Annotated in this window: 10 protein-coding genes; 5 read left to right on the forward strand and 5 right to left on the reverse strand. The window is 55.1% G+C overall.

Annotated features, from left to right (window positions below; genetic code table 11):
- Nucleotides 1–21: 21 nt before the first annotated feature.
- The 5 genes from EGJ68_RS15615 (at nucleotide 22) to EGJ68_RS15630 (ending at nucleotide 8960) form a co-directional block, all read left to right on the forward strand.
- Entirely contained in the window at nucleotides 22–210 is a 189-nt protein-coding gene (locus EGJ68_RS15615; protein ID WP_123035490.1) for a hypothetical protein, read from the forward strand.
- Between the two features lie 405 nt (nucleotides 211–615).
- The gene (locus EGJ68_RS15620) at nucleotides 616–1347 is read left to right on the forward strand and encodes a hypothetical protein (RefSeq protein ID WP_123035491.1); all 732 of its coding nucleotides are present in this window, start codon (nucleotides 616–618) and stop codon (nucleotides 1345–1347) included.
- 288 nt (nucleotides 1348–1635) lie between these two features.
- Nucleotides 1636–2313 carry a GIY-YIG nuclease family protein gene (locus tag EGJ68_RS18175; protein ID WP_158283705.1) on the forward strand — a complete coding sequence of 226 codons (678 nt, stop codon included), beginning with the start codon at nucleotides 1636–1638 and terminating at the stop codon, nucleotides 2311–2313.
- Nucleotides 2314–2659: 346 nt separating this feature from the next.
- Entirely contained in the window at nucleotides 2660–3001 is a 342-nt protein-coding gene (locus tag EGJ68_RS18180; RefSeq protein ID WP_158283706.1) for a type I restriction-modification system subunit M N-terminal domain-containing protein, read from the forward strand.
- A gap of 40 nt (nucleotides 3002–3041) precedes the next feature.
- Nucleotides 3042–8960, forward strand: coding sequence for a DUF4011 domain-containing protein (locus EGJ68_RS15630; protein ID WP_123035492.1), 5919 nt, complete (start codon nucleotides 3042–3044; stop codon nucleotides 8958–8960).
- A 307-nt stretch (nucleotides 8961–9267) separates the two neighbouring features.
- Here EGJ68_RS15630 and EGJ68_RS15635 read toward each other — a convergent pair whose 3' ends face one another.
- Genes EGJ68_RS15635 through EGJ68_RS15655 form a run of 5 tightly spaced genes read right to left on the reverse strand, consistent with a single transcriptional unit; the run spans nucleotide 9268 to nucleotide 17602 of the window.
- On the reverse strand, nucleotides 9268–12468 hold the full coding sequence (locus EGJ68_RS15635) for a type I restriction endonuclease subunit R (protein WP_199228073.1): 3201 nt from the start codon (nucleotides 12466–12468) through the stop codon (nucleotides 9268–9270).
- Between the two features lie 10 nt (nucleotides 12469–12478).
- On the reverse strand, nucleotides 12479–13267 hold the full coding sequence (locus tag EGJ68_RS15640; RefSeq protein WP_123035493.1) for a phospholipase D-like domain-containing protein: 789 nt from the start codon (nucleotides 13265–13267) through the stop codon (nucleotides 12479–12481).
- Between the two features lie 23 nt (nucleotides 13268–13290).
- Nucleotides 13291–14205: a GIY-YIG nuclease family protein gene (locus tag EGJ68_RS15645; RefSeq protein WP_123035494.1), complete on the reverse strand. Its 915-nt coding sequence runs from the start codon at nucleotides 14203–14205 to the stop codon at nucleotides 13291–13293.
- Nucleotides 14202–15626 carry a restriction endonuclease subunit S gene (locus EGJ68_RS15650; RefSeq protein WP_158283707.1) on the reverse strand — a complete coding sequence of 475 codons (1425 nt, stop codon included), beginning with the start codon at nucleotides 15624–15626 and terminating at the stop codon, nucleotides 14202–14204. Before EGJ68_RS15650 ends, EGJ68_RS15645 begins: the two co-directional genes overlap by 4 nt.
- Nucleotides 15623–17602: a type I restriction-modification system subunit M gene (locus EGJ68_RS15655; protein ID WP_123035496.1), complete on the reverse strand. Its 1980-nt coding sequence runs from the start codon at nucleotides 17600–17602 to the stop codon at nucleotides 15623–15625. Before EGJ68_RS15655 ends, EGJ68_RS15650 begins: the two co-directional genes overlap by 4 nt.
- Nucleotides 17603–18528 lie beyond the last annotated feature (926 nt).

Raw genomic sequence — 18528 nt, forward strand, 5'->3', positions numbered from 1 at the left:
TCATCAATAAGGAACTACTCAATGAGCAAGCAAGACACAGTCGCGTTTCTGGTTAGCAGTGTCCTGGTGATGCTGGGCCTGTTCATCACAGCAGAGGAAGGGCCTGCAGGGCTTATCCTGTGCGCCCCAGTTGTCCTCTACTGGCTTTACAGATACCTCAGTGGTGACATCAGCTTCCTTGGCAAGACATCGGGTCAGGAAGAGCCGTAGCTAACAACGCTTCATCAAGGAAGAGACTGCACCGGAGACGGTGCGGTCCTCTTTTTTTTGCTGGCTTGGAAGCCAAACCAGGAAGGTACAAGGCAACAGCAATGATGTCGCAGAATGACCATAAGACGGGATTATGCGCTGTCCCCAAGGGGACTGTACGCTGACGCCGCATAATCAGTCCTATGGATAAATCTGCTTAGCTGCTCATGGCGGCGCTACTGCACCCGGGCGCAGCCGACTCGCGTCGCGTGTGGAGTGTACCCAGCTTTCTCTATAAATTAACCATTCAAAGCCATTTTCAGTCGCCATCCGAGATGATGTATCCTCTTAACATATTTGCGGATTGCGACCAACACTAAGATGTGGACAGCGAGACTGAAAGCTCTAAACCTTGGCGCCGTTGTGATGGGCATTGCCTATCTATACTCCATGATTTTCCACCCGATACTATCTGGTGGCGGTTCATGGCACCACATTGGGGCCGTATGGTATGACTGGCAGGCGTTAAACGTGGGGGTACTTGCTTTCGCCGCCAGCTTAGTAGCCTTCAATATTTCCGCCTACAATTCAGAGCAACAACGCAGAAGGGACTTCAGGGCAGCACAAGCCTTCCTGCCCGATGCGCTGAGCGAACTCACGAGACACTTTCGAACTAGCGCCGCTTATCTAAAACAAGCCGTAGCCTTAGCTAAGCCGATTAGCGAGCTCGTGAATGCTCCCCGGCAACCAGTGAATCTACCCATTTTACCCTCCGCACCAACAAGTTTTAGGACAGTGTTCCGAGACTCCATCCAGAAAGCTGAGCCGGAAGTCGGCGAATACTTGGCGCGAATCCTTCGAGATTTTCAGATTCATGAGACACGCATGATCGGATTACACGAAAGCGCAGAGAGTGCTAACGGCTTCTTTGGTCATGTCTCTACTAATATCTTGGGAAGGATAGTCGACTTGGGCGAACTACAGGCTCGCGTCAACAACATTTTTAGCTACGCACGAGCGGTAGATGGTTTTAATGGCCGTCATCCGACTTTCGACGATTTCATTCAAGCCTATGTGAATATGAATATTCATCCGGAAGCGGCGGATGGCCTGATTACTGCCACTAAGCGCCGTGTCGCCAAGTTCTCTGAGGAATGACCTTGCCCCCGGGCTCACGCGGCGGGACTCGGATTCAACAGTTACGACCTCAACCTCGCTAAGGCCAGGACCGTAGCCGCTCTATGCCAGGTCGGCGCGTCACCGTCAATCCTCGATCGAGCTAGCTTACGGCGCGGATGCTGTAATGCCACCAAAGAAAATTTCATTGATTCGCATGGCCAATATTTGGTCCAGTGTCTACCATTACGCCAGTGGAAATTTTACGTTTTATATCAAAAATGCTGTTAACAAAGAAAATCTACGGGGGGCCTCATAGAATCGATGGAAATGCCAGAGAGAATCAGATTCGAGATACTAAATGGACTTGGAGAGGCAGATGTAAAAAAAGCGAAGCACATTGTATATGCGCACCGGTGTCCCGCGGGTGTATATGTAGGCATGTCTGAAGACCCAGTAAGGCGCTGGAAGCAGCATGTTCACCATTCCGTAGATGCAAACTCAGGATCCTACAATGACAACTTCAAGCGTGCGATCAGAGCCTACGGTCACTCCGGATTTACTCACTACGTACTAGCTACTGCCTCATTTCCAAAATCAGCGAAGAGTAAAGAAGCTGCCGCAATAAAGTTTTATGGCCATAAGCTCAATAGTCGAGCAGAAGTCATAGATTGCCAAGAGGACTATGGCTTCCGGCCCATAGATACACAAATTCCGAAGATAGTGTTTTTAGAGGCCAAGGCTCGAGAAGACAACTCCGACAGAGGTGGTTCGTATAACAAAAGGAATATTCGAGCGAGAGTGGTATATGAGGGGGGCCGAAAACGCTTTGTTAGCCTTCCCAATGAATACTTCCCTGAAGGGCTCAGGGTCCAGTGTAATCGCGATCGAGACGAGTTTGATGTTGGAGATGTCGTTGAGGTGTCCGTATCACTCTCGACGAAGCCGACAGGGGGCCTATATTTGGTGGCTGCAACTACTGCAAAAATAACCAAAGTCGAAAGCTAAGAGTCCTTTGGGAATTGGTGGCTACCTTATCCGTTACCCGCTTAGGGAGGTGTTGAATGCTATCAAGTGCCACGAAGGTAGGTGGTGAGTCTCGGCCCCCTCCTGCCTGAAAACGGTACTTGTCTATCCATACAGCGCTGCGCCACCGTTCCGAATGCCATAGATTGGAGATAAGACTGGGGACGAGGCGACCGATCCACTGAGTTTGCTGGCTCCGTCACACTGCGCACGTTGTGCTTTTCCGTGGCTGCAATTGATGGGTATAGTCCTAGCCATCCCACGGGCACCAGCGAGGGTGACGGGTTAGGCCCGGCAAACTAGGAACAACAAGACCCAAGAGGAAGCGATGAGCAACACCGAACAGCAATTCCTGAAGTCAATCGACGACAAACGCTGGAAGGCCGCCGACAAGCTACGCGTCAACCTGAATGTCGCCAAATACAAGCATGGAATTCTGCGTCTGATCTTCCTTAAATACGTCTTACACGCCATCCAGTCACTGAACAGCGCCATCCGCAGAACGATCAAGTGCAGAAAGGTATTCCCCAGTGATGATGGCGCAATGAGAGTCGTTCTCCTAGCGATGCAACAGGCATTGAAAGGAAGGACTACGCTGACTCGCAGCTGGGAGCCGGCCTTGATCCGCTTTAGTATCGAGTTCGAAGACCGCTTAGACGGCCGCCCGTAATGAGGTGGGCATTCATAAAATAGTATACAAAGGCTCAGCAATGGACACGGCACAACACGAAAGCCTAATCTCTGAACCACGCAAAGACATTGAACGAGGTTTCAAGTTGCGCTACCACGGCGCATCTGTGTACTCGCTCGCCGCTCAGCGCAATGCATATCGACTTTTCACTGAGCTCGCACTGCACCTTGAGGACATAGAGCTAACGGCTGACCCGAAGCCCATTCGTAACCTTCAGCTTCGTCTCGAATGTGAGCATGAAGTCATAGAGCCCACGGTCTGGGAGATCGGCGCTTTGATCCCCGGGCAGCACGTCCGGCTGCCTGAGAAGTCTATCGATATGCCCGACGAGTACTTGTATGGGCTGACAGAAGAAGTGACGCTGAAGTTTAAGTTTGTTCTCTCATCCCGAGACCAGGAAGGCGAGCGCGTACTCGACACTCACCACATCACGCTTTTGCCCGCCAACTTCTGGGGCGGTGAGTCTCGTCAGCCGGAGTTGCTGGCCGCCTTCGTAAAACCCAATGGAGCCTATGTTGAGTCGCTAGTGCGCCAGGCAACCGAGCTCATGGAAAAGAATGGGCACGGTCGCTCAGCCGATGGCTACCAGAGCGGCACGCGGGATAAGCCTTATGTGATGGCTATGGCGCTCTGGAATGTCATCGTGGGTCAGAAGCTTGCCTATGTCTCACCCCCGCCGTCCTATGCTCACGATGGGCAGTTGATTCGGCTCCCGAGCGAAATCAGTACCCAGAAAATTGCGGCTTGTTTGGATCTTTCAACGCTGTTCGCCAGCTGTCTTGAGCTCATGGGCCTCAACCCCGTGATCGCGCTTTTGGAAGGTCACGCCGTCGTGGGTGTCTGGTTGATCGACTCAAGCTTTCCGCTCTTAACGAATGACGACCCGATGGATCTGCGCAAGCGATTCGATTCACGGGATCTAGTCATATTTGAGACCACGCTGGCAACCAACAGTGCCCCCGTGAGCTTCCAGGAGTCGGCGGCCCGCGGCCGCGAACTCATTGAGGAAGGTAAAGAAGATAACTTTGTGTACGTTATCGATATCGCTCAGGCTAGGTCACGCAAGATCAAGCCCCTGTCTACGGTTGAACAGCGCCGTGAGGAAGAAGAAGCCGCGGAGGTCAGCCTAGAGGTGCTGCCACCCCTACCCCCACTTCCGAAGGTGTCTATAGACGAGCGTGTTGAGGAGGAGACTCCCGAAACCCGCGTTGATATGTGGCAGCGAAAGCTGCTGGACCTTTCCAAGCGCAACAGCTTACTTAACTTTAGCGACCGCGCTCGCGCTGTTAGGATCTACTGCCCGGACTTGGGCAAGCTAGAAGACATGCTCGCGGGAGGGCAGGCCTTTGATTTTCAGTCTGCAGAACGCAGCCCCATCAATGATTCGGAGCGCAGCGCGGATAACTTCCGTCTGATGACAGGAAACGATCTGCATAAGAGCTTCGCCATTGGACAGCTCGACAAGAAAAACATCATCGCCAACATGACGCAGAAGAAGCTCGAGAACAGTCTCGTAGATCTCCTGCGTAAGTCAAAGAATGACTTGGAAGAGGGCGGAGCAAACACGCTTTTCCTGGCGCTTGGCATGCTCAAGTGGCAGGAAGTGCCGGGGGAGACCAAGTTTTACAAGGCACCGCTGATACTGCTACCTGTGGAGCTCACCCGAAAAAGCGCCCGAGCATCGATCAAGCTGCGTCAGCTGGCAGACAACGAGCCGATCTTCAACCTTACGTTGATCGAATTCCTGCTTAACGAGCACGCGATCGACCTTCGTCAGTTCAAGGATGAGCTGCCCGAGGATGCGTCTGGTGTGGATGTTGGCCACGTTTGGCAGATGGTCCGGGAGGCGGTCAGCGAGCAACCCGGCTTCGAGGTCGTGGAAGAATCCGCTCTGGCGTCGTTCAGCTTCGCGAAATACGTGATGTGGAACGATCTCAGGACCCGCCTGGACGATCTAAAGGGTAATCCGTTTGTCAGTCACATGGTCGACTCTCCTAATGAGGCATATCAGCAAGAGTCGTCATTCATTGACCGACATGATGTTGACGAGAAGATTAACCCCAACGGCGTATTCACGCCCCTAAATTGTGACAGCTCACAGCTGGTAGCCGTGGAGGCTTCCGGCCGGGCGCAGGACTTTGTTTTGGAAGGTCCGCCGGGAACGGGTAAGTCCGAGACCATTGCCAACATCATCGCCCACAATATTGCGATGGGCCGCAAGGTTCTCTTCGTAGCCGAAAAGATCGCGGCTCTGCAAGTGGTGTATCGCCGCATTGAGAAGATTGGCCTCGACCATCTGTGCCTTGAATTGCATTCCTCCAAGGCCAACAAGAAAGCTGTGCTTGATCAGCTCGCGCGGGCTGTATCCCACGCTGAGTCAGGTCAGGCGGCAAACTGGGAAGAGACTGCAAAGCTCCTCAAGGACCGCAGGGACAAGCTCAACAACTACGTGCAGGCCCTCCATGCCCCCTCTCCGTTTGAGATCACCCCGCGGCAGGCGATCGCACGTTGGGCTAAGTTCAGGGACGCGCATACCCTCGACTTAGGTTGGACAGGCGGCCTTAAGGAAGCGCCCATCAAGGACAAGGTAGGCCTACAGCAGCTCCTGCACGCAGGTCAGCACCTGATCACGGCCTATGAGGGCATCGAATCCGTAGATGCCGTGCCGTTCCGTATCGTGAAGTCCCTCGAGTGGTCTAACGCCTGGCAAACTCTGTTCCTTGACCTCCTGAAGGAAGTCGCTCCGATCATCGAGAGACTACAGGTAGCTTCCCGTGGCTTGACGGTGCACTTTGCTAGCCCAGTCGATCACATCACCCAGCGGACCCTGAAGTCCGTGGGTGCTATTGCGAAGCTCGTGCGCATTGCTGAAGACCATTCTATCGAGTACGTGGTTGGGGGGGACGCCAAGGCGCGATTGGGCCGCTTGGCAGAACTGGCCGAAATCAAAAAGGAGGCCGATACCCGAATCGAAAAGGTCGCTCACAATGCGACAGCCGAAAAAGTGCTAACGGCTCCCGTCGAGGAGTGGCTTGGCTGGCAGCAGGAGGCGGCGAACAGTTTTTTTAAACGTCTCTTTCTGAAGAGCAAGGTCAACAAAGCTGCCCGCACCGCCGGATTTGAAAAGTTTAGTGATCTCATTGTCCTTGAGGATTTGAAAGCGGCCCGCGATACACTAGAAAAAGTACAGAATGGCACGAAAGAGTTCGAAAAGGCCGGCATCTGGAGTGGCTGGGACACGGATCCTACCTTCCTTAATGAACGTTTCGTGTCCGGCGAGAAGGCCAGGCAGTGCATCGGCGAAGCGCTGAATCTTGTCGACGACGCCGTCGACCTAATGGTTGCCCTGAAGAAGCACCTCGTTGATGCGCGTGATTTCCTCGACACTTCGAGTGTGAACTCTAAAACCACACAGTACGAGCAGGCAAAGGAGGCCTTCGACGATCTGATGTCCCGACTCGCAGACTTCGGAGTTGTTTTCCCGGAAGAGATGACACTCGCCGAAATGAATGATGCCTTGCTGCAGGTATCCAACAACGCTCAGAAGCTCAAAGCCTGGGTGAATTGGATGAGCGCCAAACGAGAAGCTTCAAAGCTGAAACTTGACGCCATGGCAGATGGTCTCGAATCAGGTCAGATTCCGCTGCATGAGGCCGATCAGCAGCTGCTCACGGCATTTTGCGCTTGGCTTGCGCCTCGCCTGATCGACGCCGACGAACACCTGGTCAACTTTGACGCCATCAGTCATGAGAATCTTATCGACACCTTCCGCAAGATGGACAGCGACCTGGCGGACATCACGAGCGACTACATAAGAATGCAGGCAGCCAAGCAGGCGCCAGACATCAATAGCAAAGAGAATGCTCCTTACTTCAGCACTTTGTCACGGGAGCTGCAGAAGAAGACGCGTCACAAGCCCATTCGTGCGCTCTTTGAGGACATGGGAGATAGAGTCTTGGACCTGTGCCCCGTCATGATGATGAGTCCACTCTCCGTCGCACAGTTTCTGCCTAGCACGTTCTCGTCCTTCGATCTTGTGGTCTTCGACGAGGCGAGCCAGATCACGCCATGGGATGCAGTAGGCGCTATCGCCCGTGGCAAGAATGTTATTGTCGTTGGCGACCCGAAGCAGATGCCGCCGACGAACTTCTTCAACAAGACAGTTGATGTCGAAAATCCTGACGAGGACGATCTCGAGTCGATCCTAGACCAAGCGCTTGCCGCTCGGCTCCCGCACTTACGGCTTCTGGGGCACTACCGCAGCCGCCATGAGACGCTGATCGCGTTCTCGAATGGTCGCTACTACGAGAACTCGCTCATAACGTACCCCTCGGCTTCTACAAAGGCCTCCATGGTGACCTTTCACCGTGTGGATGGGGTCTACGCCAAGGGTAGGGGGCGCAACAATCCGATTGAAGCCAAGGCAGTCGCATCCGAGGTCGTACGGCGGCTTCTACATCCCGAGCTCAGCAAGTTCAGTATAGGCGTCGTGACCCTCAACTCAGAGCAGCAGCGTACCGTAGAGGACTTCCTTGATGAAGCGCGTCGGAAGTATCCAGAGATTGAACAGTTCTTCCGCGGCACCGATGACTATGATCCCGTCTTTGTAAAAAACTTGGAGTCTGTCCAGGGTGATGAGCGCGATGTGATCATGTTGAGTGTGGGGTACGGACCGATTTCGCCTGGCGGCCGTACCATGAGCATGAACTTTGGCCCCCTGAACAAAGCGGGCGGAGAGCGTCGATTAAACGTCGCAATTACCCGGGCAACGACTGAAGTGTGTGTATTTGCGAGCCTTGATCACAGCATGATCGATATGAGTCGCACATCGGCCATCGCTGTAGAGCACCTGAAACACTATCTCGAGTACGCTGAGCATGGTCCGATGGTCCTGCCGGAGCAGGCAACGGCTGAATACGGTGTTGATCAGTTTGACAGCGACTTTGAGGAGGCCGTCGCTTGGTCGTTGCGTGATCTCGGCTGGAAAGTGCAAACGCAGGTGGGCGTGAGCAAGTTCCGCGTAGACCTCGGAATCATTCATCCGGAATACCCGGGTGTTTATCTTGCGGGTATCGAATGCGATGGTGCCACCTATCACGGTTCTCCTTCGGCCCGGGACCGAGATCGCGTGCGTCACTCGGTGCTCGAGAATTTGGGCTGGACACTCGTGCGCATCTGGTCGACTGAGTACTTCACTGATCCGGATGAAGTAATCCGGCGCGTACATAACAAGCTTGAAGAACTTCTTGCGAAGGATCGAACCAAGCGATCAGATGTCGACATAATCAATCAGAGTGAAGACGAGTTCAAGATTGATTGGGAGAGTGATGAGGAAGTCGAGCATGGCGACGCAGCCGCGACCGCGTCAAGTGACGACTATGAGCAGTCTTCAAGCCAGCATGATGAGGTCGACGATGGTGACAAGTCGTCGGGCAGTTTCGCTCATGCCGAGCGTACCGACTATGATGCGCGCAAGTACTACGATTCATCGGAGCGAATGAACATCAACAGCTTGGCAAAAGAGATCTTGGCTGAGCAACCAGGTATTACACTAAAGGATCTTTCTTTGCAAGTTGCTGCGGCATACGGCCGAAATAAGACCAGTGCAAAGCAGAGAGATCACTTGCTTAACATAATCGAAAACTGGGCAGGTAAGTCAGGTCCATTCAATGGCCAGTGGGTCATGTGGCCTTCTCCTGGAGACATACGAGAAGAAGTTCCCTGGCGTGGGGTTGATGCTTTTGGTGGCGATAGAAAGTGGAATGAAATTGCTTATCCAGAAGCGCTCGGTCTTGCCCGCGAAGCTCTTGAGAAGGCTCCTCACGACCCAGTGGATTACATATGTAACGTATTCAAACTGCAGCGTCGCTTTGAATCAACGTTGAAGGAATTCCGGCAATGGGTCAGTGCAGTCGCAGCCAAACTGCATTCGGAATAACTGTAGGCGAATTTCGAGTCCTGCGTGCTCAGCCGTATTAGAGCGGTCCGTGGAAAAGGGGGTAGAGCCCCTTTCATTAGCTTGATGTTCACGGATGAGCTTCATCTCCTTCGCAAGTCGTTCGGATTTAGAACAATTCGCCGACTCCCAGAGTGTCTGCTTACAGAGGGCGTAATCTTCACGGACAAATTCAGGGAGCTTGGCAAAGTCTTCATTGACTAGGTGCATTCCCTGACTGCCGTAATAGCGTAGCTACCGTTGCTGTCCTTGCCAATGCAGACCCTGCCGTAGCTCCTGTAGACTTTCTTCATCGACTAGCCGGTTGATCAGCTGCGCCGGGCTCCAACAATCGACCACGCCCCGCCAGCATCTCCAGAATCAACAAAGCAAACTGCCTACTCTTCTCCTCACTGTCCAGGATAGGCTCAGATAGCTTGCCATTGTCCCCCAGAGCATCCAGCACCGCATCGGTCACCCGCTTCGGGAACAGACCGTGCATGATCTTCTCCGTTGAGTGGTGCCGGATCTGAGCCATGACTTCTTCATCACGCTCGATCCTGTCGGCGATGCCGTTTGCAAAGTGCAGCTTGTCGTCATCACCCACCTCGGCACCGAAGAGGTCATTGAGCCTGCCGATGATCTCTGACAGTCGGGCCTTCTCGGGGTCGTGTGGTTTGCCAGTGCCCACATCCTGAATCGACTTGAGGCCGTGCTCTGTCTCTTCATCAGCAAGCCTTAACTGCTGCTCCGCGCGCTTGGTGAGGCGGTAGTGGGTCAGTGCCAGCTCAGCCACATCCACCGGCTCGCCTTCAACCCTGTCTACCCGCAGCAGTGGGTGCAGGTGTTTGGCGTAGACACAAAGCTGCTCCAGCTCCCTGTCGTCATAGTGGACGATCTGCGACAGGAACTCATAGGCCCGGACATAGCTCTGCAGGTTCTTCCGGAACAGGTCCAGGGTGTCCTTGGTTTGGCCTGCCTCTTCCAAGGCACGTTCTGCCTGCTTGAGCCCCTCCCGGTCTCCGCTTGCCTCTGCGGCATTGCGAGCCTGGGTCCAGTGCTGCATGTCATCGAGTGCCGCCCGGTACCGGACACTGTAGCGCTCGACAGCGGGTTGGCAGTGAAAACTGAGCCTGGATGCCGGTGCTCTGGGATCAAAGAACGCTGACGCGAAACCAGTAACCTCCTCCCCGTGGTAGATCCCCTCCTGGTCCAGGCTGCGTTGCAAATCATAGACCACCTGGGTATCCGACACGTCCTCAAGCTCCGCCTTGCCATAGTAGGGAACGAAGGCTTCGAGAATGTCCTGGGGATCATTGAAGAAGTCGAGGATGAAGGTCTCCTTGCCCGGGAAGATCCTGTTGAGCCGGGACAATGTCTGCACACAGTCCACGCCCTGCAGCTTCTTGTCCACGTACATGGCGCACAGCTTGGGCTGATCAAAGCCGGTCTGGTACTTGTTGGCGGCAATCATCACGTTGTAGTCAGCCGTGTCGAAGGCGTCCGCCAGGTCTCTACCTTTCAAGCCAGGATTGAGAAGGCTACTGGTTTCCGACACTTCCTCCGGGGTCACCTCATCAGCCGGCACAGTCCCAGAGAATGCCACCAGGGGATGCACGTCCCTGTAGCCTTTGGCTTCGACATACTGGCGCATGGCCAGGGCATAGCGCACAGCTTCCTGGCGGCTGCCGGTGACCACCATGGCTTTGGCCTGGCCATCTAGCAGGTGCCGGACATGCTCCCGGAAATGCTCCACGATGATCTCCACCCGCTGACTGATGTTGTAGGGGTGCAGACGTACCCAGCGAGCCAGTGCCGTCGACGCCTTGCGGGACTCTACCTCCGTGTCGTCACCGTGGGGGTGCGACAACTTCCAGGCCGTGTTGTAGGTGATGTACCGCTTCAGGACATCGAGGATGAACCTTTCTTCTATGGCTTGACGCATGGAGTAGAGATGGAAAGGCTCCGGCAAGTTCTCCTTGCCCGCAGGCAAGTTCGGGTCCGGTGGACGACCAAACAGCTCCAGGGTCTTGGCCTTGGGGGTAGCGGTAAACGCATAGTAGCTGATGCTTTCACTTGGCTTACGGGCCTGCACCGCGGCATCCAGTAGGTCCTCAGCGCTGATCTCGTCTCCCTCGGGCCTGTCAGCACCCAGGATTGCCTTTAGCTTGGTGGCAGAGGAACCAGTCTGTGAGGAGTGCGCCTCATCGGCAATCACGGCGTAGCGGCCACTGGCCAGCTCCGGATACTTGTCCAGAGCATCGAACAGGGCCGGGAAGGTCTGGATGGTGACGATGATGATGCGGGTCTGTTTGGCCAGAGCCTCGGCGAGTTGCTCCGACTTGCTCTGGTTGCCGATGTCCCGGGTAATGGGCCTGACTACACCCTGGGCATGTTCGAACTGATAGATGGTGTTCTGCAGCTGCGTGTCCAGCACCGTGCGGTCGGTGACAACGATGACAGAGTTGAACAGCTTGCTGGCACCATTGGCGTCATACAAGGAAGCCAACTGATGAGCCAGCCAAGCAATTGAGTTGGACTTGCCGGAACCAGCACTGTGTTGCACCAGGTACTTGTGCCCGGCACCCTCCTCCCGAGTTGCCTCAATCAGCCGGTTCACTACCTGCCACTGGTGGTAGCGAGGAAAGATCAGGGCCTCCTTGATGTCCTTGGTGCCGTCGAAGTGTTGGACCTCCTGCCGGTCCAGGTGCAGGAAGCGGCCCAGGATAGCCAGCCAGGCATCCTTCTGGAAAACCTCCTGCCAGAGGTAAGCCGTGGCGTAGGTGTCACCATCCGGTGGTGCAGGGTTGCCTGCTCCACCTTCCTCAGTCCCCCGGTTGAAGGGCAGGAAGTACGTCGCCTTGCCATCCAGCTTGGTAGTCATGGCCACCTCGGCCTGACTCACGGCGAAGTGGACCAGGGCTCCGCGCTTGAAGGTCAGTAGTGGTTCTGGCTTCCGGGTCACCGGGTCCTTCACTGGCCGGTCATTCTGGTACTGGCGCTTGGCATTCTCCACTGACTGCTTGAACTGGCTTTTGAGTTCCAGGGTGGCCGTGGGGATCCCGTTCACGAACAGCACCAGGTCCAGGCGCGGGTTGTACTCCCCCTCCCGAGCATGAGGTGAGTAGGAGACTTCCTGCACCACCCGCAGGCGATTGGCGGCATACCGGGCCTGGGCTTCTGGATTCATGCCGTGGTCGGGGCGGAAGCTGCAGAGGTCGATCTTGACCCCTGGAACCTTGAAACCATGACGAAGCACTTCGAGAGTCCCGTGCCGATCCAGCTCTCTCACCACGGCCTTCACCAAGGCACCGGCAGGATCCTGGGGATTGTTCTTGCAGTACTTCTCCCAGCGGTCCGGGTAGGCTTCCTGGACAAAGGCCAGCAGGTCCTCGGTGTACAGAGCAGTGGCACGGTCGTAGCCTGAGGCAGGTCCCGTCACCCAGCCTGCTGAAGCCACCATCTGGTTGATGATGTCCTGCTGGAATTGTAGCTCCCGGCTGTCTGCCACTGCTGGCCCCTTATATTTTCAGGTTGCCTTCGATGAGCGGCCTACATTCAGCGAATGCCTGCCGTGCGACGTTCGGATCATCCACGACAAAGCTCTTCTCCCGGTTCATGAATGCACGGTTGGAAAGCCAGTTGTGGCTCCCACAGACAACTTCCTCGCAATCTCGGATCAGAATTTTTTGGTGGTTGTTAAACTCTCCAACCTTCAAAACTCCTTCCATCCCTCTAGCAGCGTCAGCGACAGCGCGTAGTGAGTTCATGGCCTGATGACTTTTAGGAGAGGCTTCATGTTGGCCGCCTGAGTTTTCGTAGCCAAATCCAAGGTAGACATTCACTCCTCGGGACAGGGCATCTCTGATAGCAACACAGAAGGTCTCATCGACTACGCTTGACGACAACCATCCAGACAAAATGAGCAATGACTTCTTCGACTCTTTGATGGCTCTCAAAAGGTACTCGTAGTGCTCGGAATCCTGCAGAGGCGTCACTTTCCCGTGGCTCTCAGCCGATCTCGCAAGATCACGCACTTGCCCCGAGAAACCCGCCGTCGCAGCTTCAAAGCCTGCGAGTTTTTCTCTGGCCTGGGCCAGGTCAGTGGAGGACGTTTTCAGTCTACCGACTACGAAAAACGTGCCCCAGGTGGAAGCTAACTGCACCATGATCAGGGGTTCATAGTTAAGCATTGCAAGGGTCCAGACTGTCCAGCCAGCGCCTACCCATAGCGCCGCCTGTCGAGAAACTAAAAGGTAAGCGCCTGCCATTGATCCAATCACAAGGATCTGCCAATACATCACTTGCATCAGTACTTCTCCTACTTATTTTTCTAAGAGGCTCCGAGAGAGCTTACCTGCTGATCCTGCCACTCTCCATAGGTCTGCCCACTACCTTCTACCTTCCATTGTGTCCGACCATTGGCGGCTCTCCCCGAGACCACAGCCGCTGCTGCACTTGGGCTGGAGAACATCTGGTCAGCGGTAAACTCCAGGGAGCCAGATGAATGCGGGGCAAGTACACCGTCTTGGATCAACTGCTCATAGAGGTCTCTGTAGGTGTGACTGTTCGGGGACCAGCTGGCTCTGGCGATGCTCCCGGCCAGGACGAAGAACTCGCCATCTATCTCCTGGGCCCTGGCTGTGATCTTGTGTTTGGGTATCTCCAGCACGAATACAGGTGACTCCAAAGCAGTGCCAGCTACGGCAGTTGTGACTGGCTTGCTGGTATCCCGCAGGAAATCGAAGCCCAGGACAGGCAACACGGTCCGGATCTGCTCAGCAAAGAAAGCCATGTCGGCAAGGTCCGACTCCGGCAGGCTGCTATAGTCATGCGCGGTACCATTGACCAGCCTGCAGCGACCGACCTGTCCAGCCTTGGAGATGAGCACACTCTCCAGGTGCTTTGCATGAGCCTTGGTGAGGTTCTGGTCCTTACTGGTAATCAGGCAGACCTTCTCCCAGAAGTCCTTGCCCCCTTGATCTTCTGGCTTGTTGTGCTGCTTCAGCCGCTTGCCGACATCATCAGACTCCCCAATGTAAACCAAGGGTCTGAAGCTGTTCTCCGGGTCAGGGCCTACCAGGAAGTAGATCCCGGTGCGCCCCACTTCAGGACGCTGTACAAGCTCGCTGAGCTTGCTGCGGGGGCCAGTGAGGACATGGCCTGTCCAGTTCATGATCTCGGCGGTGAGGAGGCCGTTGGGGGTGCCATCGACCAGGAACAGGCGGATGCTGCGGCCCTGGCTCATGACGCCATCTCCAGGCCAGCCTGGCGAACTTCTTCATCAAAGGCGCTCTCGTCAGCCGGTGGCTTCCAGTTACGGACATCGATCTTGCCGGTGACGGCGGCGGAGATGAGGGCGGATCGGCGTTCAACAAGCAATTTGATGTTGAGGCCAGCCTCAGTTATCAGTTGATCGAAACTTTCAGACTGGCTTTCCACCCACCTGACGACTGAGTCTTGCTCAGAGGGTGGAGGTATTGGAAGCCAAATGTCGCTCAGGGTCGCAATGTTTATGATGTCCATCGTTCCACCACGACTAAACAACGAAAATTGTTCAAAGACGATATAGCTCTTGAGTGTAACTTCGATAAACTGAGGGATTGTATGGTCTAGGACTCGGACCCGAATAAGGCGTGGATTAATAATCCCAGGTTCTACATCTGCGGGGACAATTGCAATTTTCCCAAAGGTGCCCACACAGCTGATCAGAATATCTTGGGGCTCGACCGAGTACTGCTGAAGCTCGCGGTAGTACTCGTCACTTATGAAGTAGTCACCCACCTTGAAATCCCCGGGTATCACCTGTTCCTGCCCATACACACGATACCCGGACGAGGTGTACATATCCTTGGTCAGCGCTGAGCCAAATGGTCCGGCCTTGATGCTTCGCGCAATGTGCTTAAAACGAACTACCTCCCAATGCTCCGGCACCTCCCCCAACCACTCCACCCCCGAGTCCTTCATCGGCACCGAGGGATCCAGTCCCTTGGTCACGGCATGGGAAATCACCGCCTGGCGCTTCTCCTTCAGCAGTTCTATCAGACGCTGCTGCTGCTGGATCAGGGCATCGATCTTTGCGGTTTCGTGGTCGAGGAAGCGGGCTATTTGGTTTTGCTCAGTTGCTGGAGGGAGCCAGATACGAAGCGACTTCAAACTGCCTAGGTTCATATTTGGCTGTGCGACACTGTCAGATGACAAGATAACGTGAGCGAACATTGGCTCGGAGGCAAAAACATAAAAAAGGAAGTCGGCGACAACAGCGCCAGTACTTGGTCTAAACCTGAGTTGATTTGGAGAAATGAGTGCTTTTGGTACAGCTTCGGGGACTATGCCAACCTTACCTACCGTGCCCCGAGCAGTGAAAATAACGTCACCCGGAATAGCTTTACAGCGTTTTAGGCTCTCAAATTTTTCGTCGTTGACGTAAACATAATCCTTGTCGTAAAACTTGCTGTTTGCATGTAGCGCCGTATTTACTCCTCGAATGACTGGAACACCGGCATCAACGTAATCATCAGAGCCTAAAGATGATCCGAACGGGCCCGAAACAAAATCTTCCCCACTACTTTCCAAATACGCCATTCTAACGATGGACCAATGGCGTGGTATTCGGCCTAGACCTGCCACATCGACCGGGGCGTAATGATCATAGACTGGGAAACTCACGCCGACAGCTCCTCGATCATAGCCTTGATCCGGTCCGTGCAGGCCTTGAGGTCAGCATCGATCTCCTCCAGTGGCCGGGGCGGCACGAACGTGTAGAAGTGCCGGTTGAAGGGAATCTCGAAACCAACAATACCAACCTCACTATCCAGGGGATCCGTCTTGCTCTCATCGATCCAGGCATCCGGGACGTGGGGCTTTACCTCACGGTCGAAGTACTCGTAGATGGATTCACCCAGGGGCACGTTCTCGTTGTCACGCAGGCTGGTGTCTGGCTCAGGGTTGCCGTCCTTTTCGGTACAGATGGCGGCCTCAGGATCACGCTCCGCCAGGGCATTCATGACCGACTTCAGCTGTGGTGCGCGCAGCTTGAACCTCAAAGGCTTGAGAGCGGCCTTCAGGGCCTTGCTGAATACAGCACGGTCTGTGTACACCACCTCTGCATCAAGACTGCCACAGGCAGCCTCCAGGGCCTGTAGCTGGCCACCCTCCAGCTTCTGTAGTGGCTTCTCCTCTGCCAGCCTGGCAAGCCGTTCAGGGCTGGCCTGGAAGTTAAGACGCAGGGGGCGCTCCACGGTGATGCGCCGGTACCCGAAGGCATCCACCGGGAAGATCTTGCTCTCCTCGGTTTCCTCGAAGGCCCCATAGGCACGGACGATGGCATCACTGTTGGCCTCATCCACATACTGGCGCTTCGACCCCAGGGACTTCCTCATCTTACTGTAGCGGCTGGTGGCGTTGATTAGCTGTACCTTGCCCCTTCTCTCTACTGGCTTGTTGTTGGACAGTATCCAGATGTAGGTGGCAATACCGGTGTTGTAGAACATGTCCGTGGGCAGGGCCACAATGGCCTCAACAAAGTCTCTCTGCAGCAGGTAGCGGCGGATCTCCGATTCCCCACTACCGGCACCGCCGGTAAACAGAGGGGAACCATTCAAGATGATGCCTATCCGGGAACCTCCCTGCTTGGGATCCTGCATCTTGCTGACCAGGTGCAACAGGAACAACAGGGAGCCATCAGAGACCCGGGGCAAACCAGGACCAAAACGGCCATCGAAGCCGCGCTGCTCGTGTTCCTTTACCACGTCCTTCTGGACTTTCTTCCACTCCACCCCAAACGGGGGGTTGGCCAGCATGAAGTCGGCCCGCAGGGTTGGCAGCTGGTCATCAGAGAGGGTGTTACCCAGCTTGATGTTGTCCACGCCCTGTCCCTTGATCAACATGTCCGCCTTGCAGATGGCGTAGGACTCCGGGTTGAGCTCCTGGCCGTGCAGAGACACAGTAACCCCGCTACTCACCTTCTGGATGTACTCGTCACCCTCCGACAAGAAGCCCCCGGTACCTGCTGTTGGGTCATAGATGGTGACAATGCTGGAGGGCTTGAGCTTGTGTTCCTGCCCGGTCAAAACCAAGGAAGTCGTTAAGTGCACAATGTCCCTGGGAGTGAAGTGCTCCCCTGCAGTCTCGTTGGAGCTCTCGGCAAACTTCCGGATCAGCTCCTCGAAGATGATGCCCATGCCGAAGTTGGTGATGCGGGCCGGGTTCAGGTCGATACTGGCGAAGCGTTGCACCACCTGGTACAGGAGGTTAGCTCCGGATAACTGCTGGACGAAGTCCTCAAAGTGGAAGTGCTCGAAGATCTCCCGGGCCGCCTGGCTGAAGGACTGGACATAGCTCATCAGGTCATCAGCTGTCTGGGTATCGGACAGAGTGGACAGGGTAAGCGGTGACGCATTGAAGAAGTCCTTGCCTGCAGCACGCAGCAGAAGGCGCTCTCTCACGGCCTCAGTCTTGTCGGCACTGGTCTTGGCTTGCGCTAGGACCTTGTGCCTGGTCGGCTCCAGGACGCACTCCAGGCGCCGCAGGAGGGTAAAAGGCAGAATGACCCGCCCATACTGCGACTGCTTGAAATCACCCCGCAGGAGGTCTGCCACGGACCAGATGAAGGCTGCGGTCTGAGAATGGTTCTCGGTGTTCAAGTCGGCTGTCCTTGTCTGGCTTGGAGGGTCAACCAAGGATCATACCCAAGGAGGGTTGGACTGTCGCGCACGTGGTGCTGAAGCCAGAACCTGAAGGGTAGGCAGCCTTGCCCGGGCGCAGCGGAGCGGGAGCCCGGGCAGGGATGCCCCTACGCTACAAGGAGGGAAGAAATCTGTATTGCGTCACGCGCTTGGCGTCCGCCCACGTACCGCTCCGCTCAACCTGGACGGACGCCACTGCGGAGAAGTGAGGAACTGTGGAGGCGAGTTGTCCGGATGACAGCCAGGCTAGATGGAGATGGAAACCAGGTGCTTCAGCAAGCTAAATAGTATGTAAACCCCGCCTGCAATCATGGCGGTCTCGTAGCACTTGATGGAGAACCGAACGGCGGGGTGGGTGATGATTTTCATGAACATGGTTTGGCGTCGCCTTCTTGAGTTGGGGCGCCAGCTACCATACTCAAAGTGCTGAGCGTTTTCTGGGATGATTGCCTGTTCAAGTGATGGGAGAACCTGCCGCCAGTCTGGCTACGCACTGCTGATGCTGGTACGCTTCGTTCAGCTGTGGCGAGACCAGCTCAAAGCTCAATTGAACCCGAGCAAGAAAGACAATTGACGGTATATTTGGCGGTATACCTCGCAGAAGCCCATGAAATAGCTCCAATTAAAACATAGAGTTATGCTTAACATTCAACTCCCGCCGCCTCCACCAATCACATTTCCCGCAGCATCCAAGCAAGTCCAAAGAAGTCCACGAAAGCCGCGCCCCACAAGGGTTTGCGGCTTTTTTATTATCCATCGCGGTCCATCAGCGTGCTGCAAAATCCTGCGCATTTAGGAACACCGGCACAGAACACCCTGAGGCGGTGTCCCTAAAATGCCAAAAGGGATGTGGAAATGGCCCGTACCAGTGACAATAACTGCTC

It is taken from the genome of Haliea alexandrii (genome assembly GCF_003719295.1).
Lineage (GTDB): Bacteria > Pseudomonadota > Gammaproteobacteria > Pseudomonadales > Halieaceae > Haliea > Haliea alexandrii.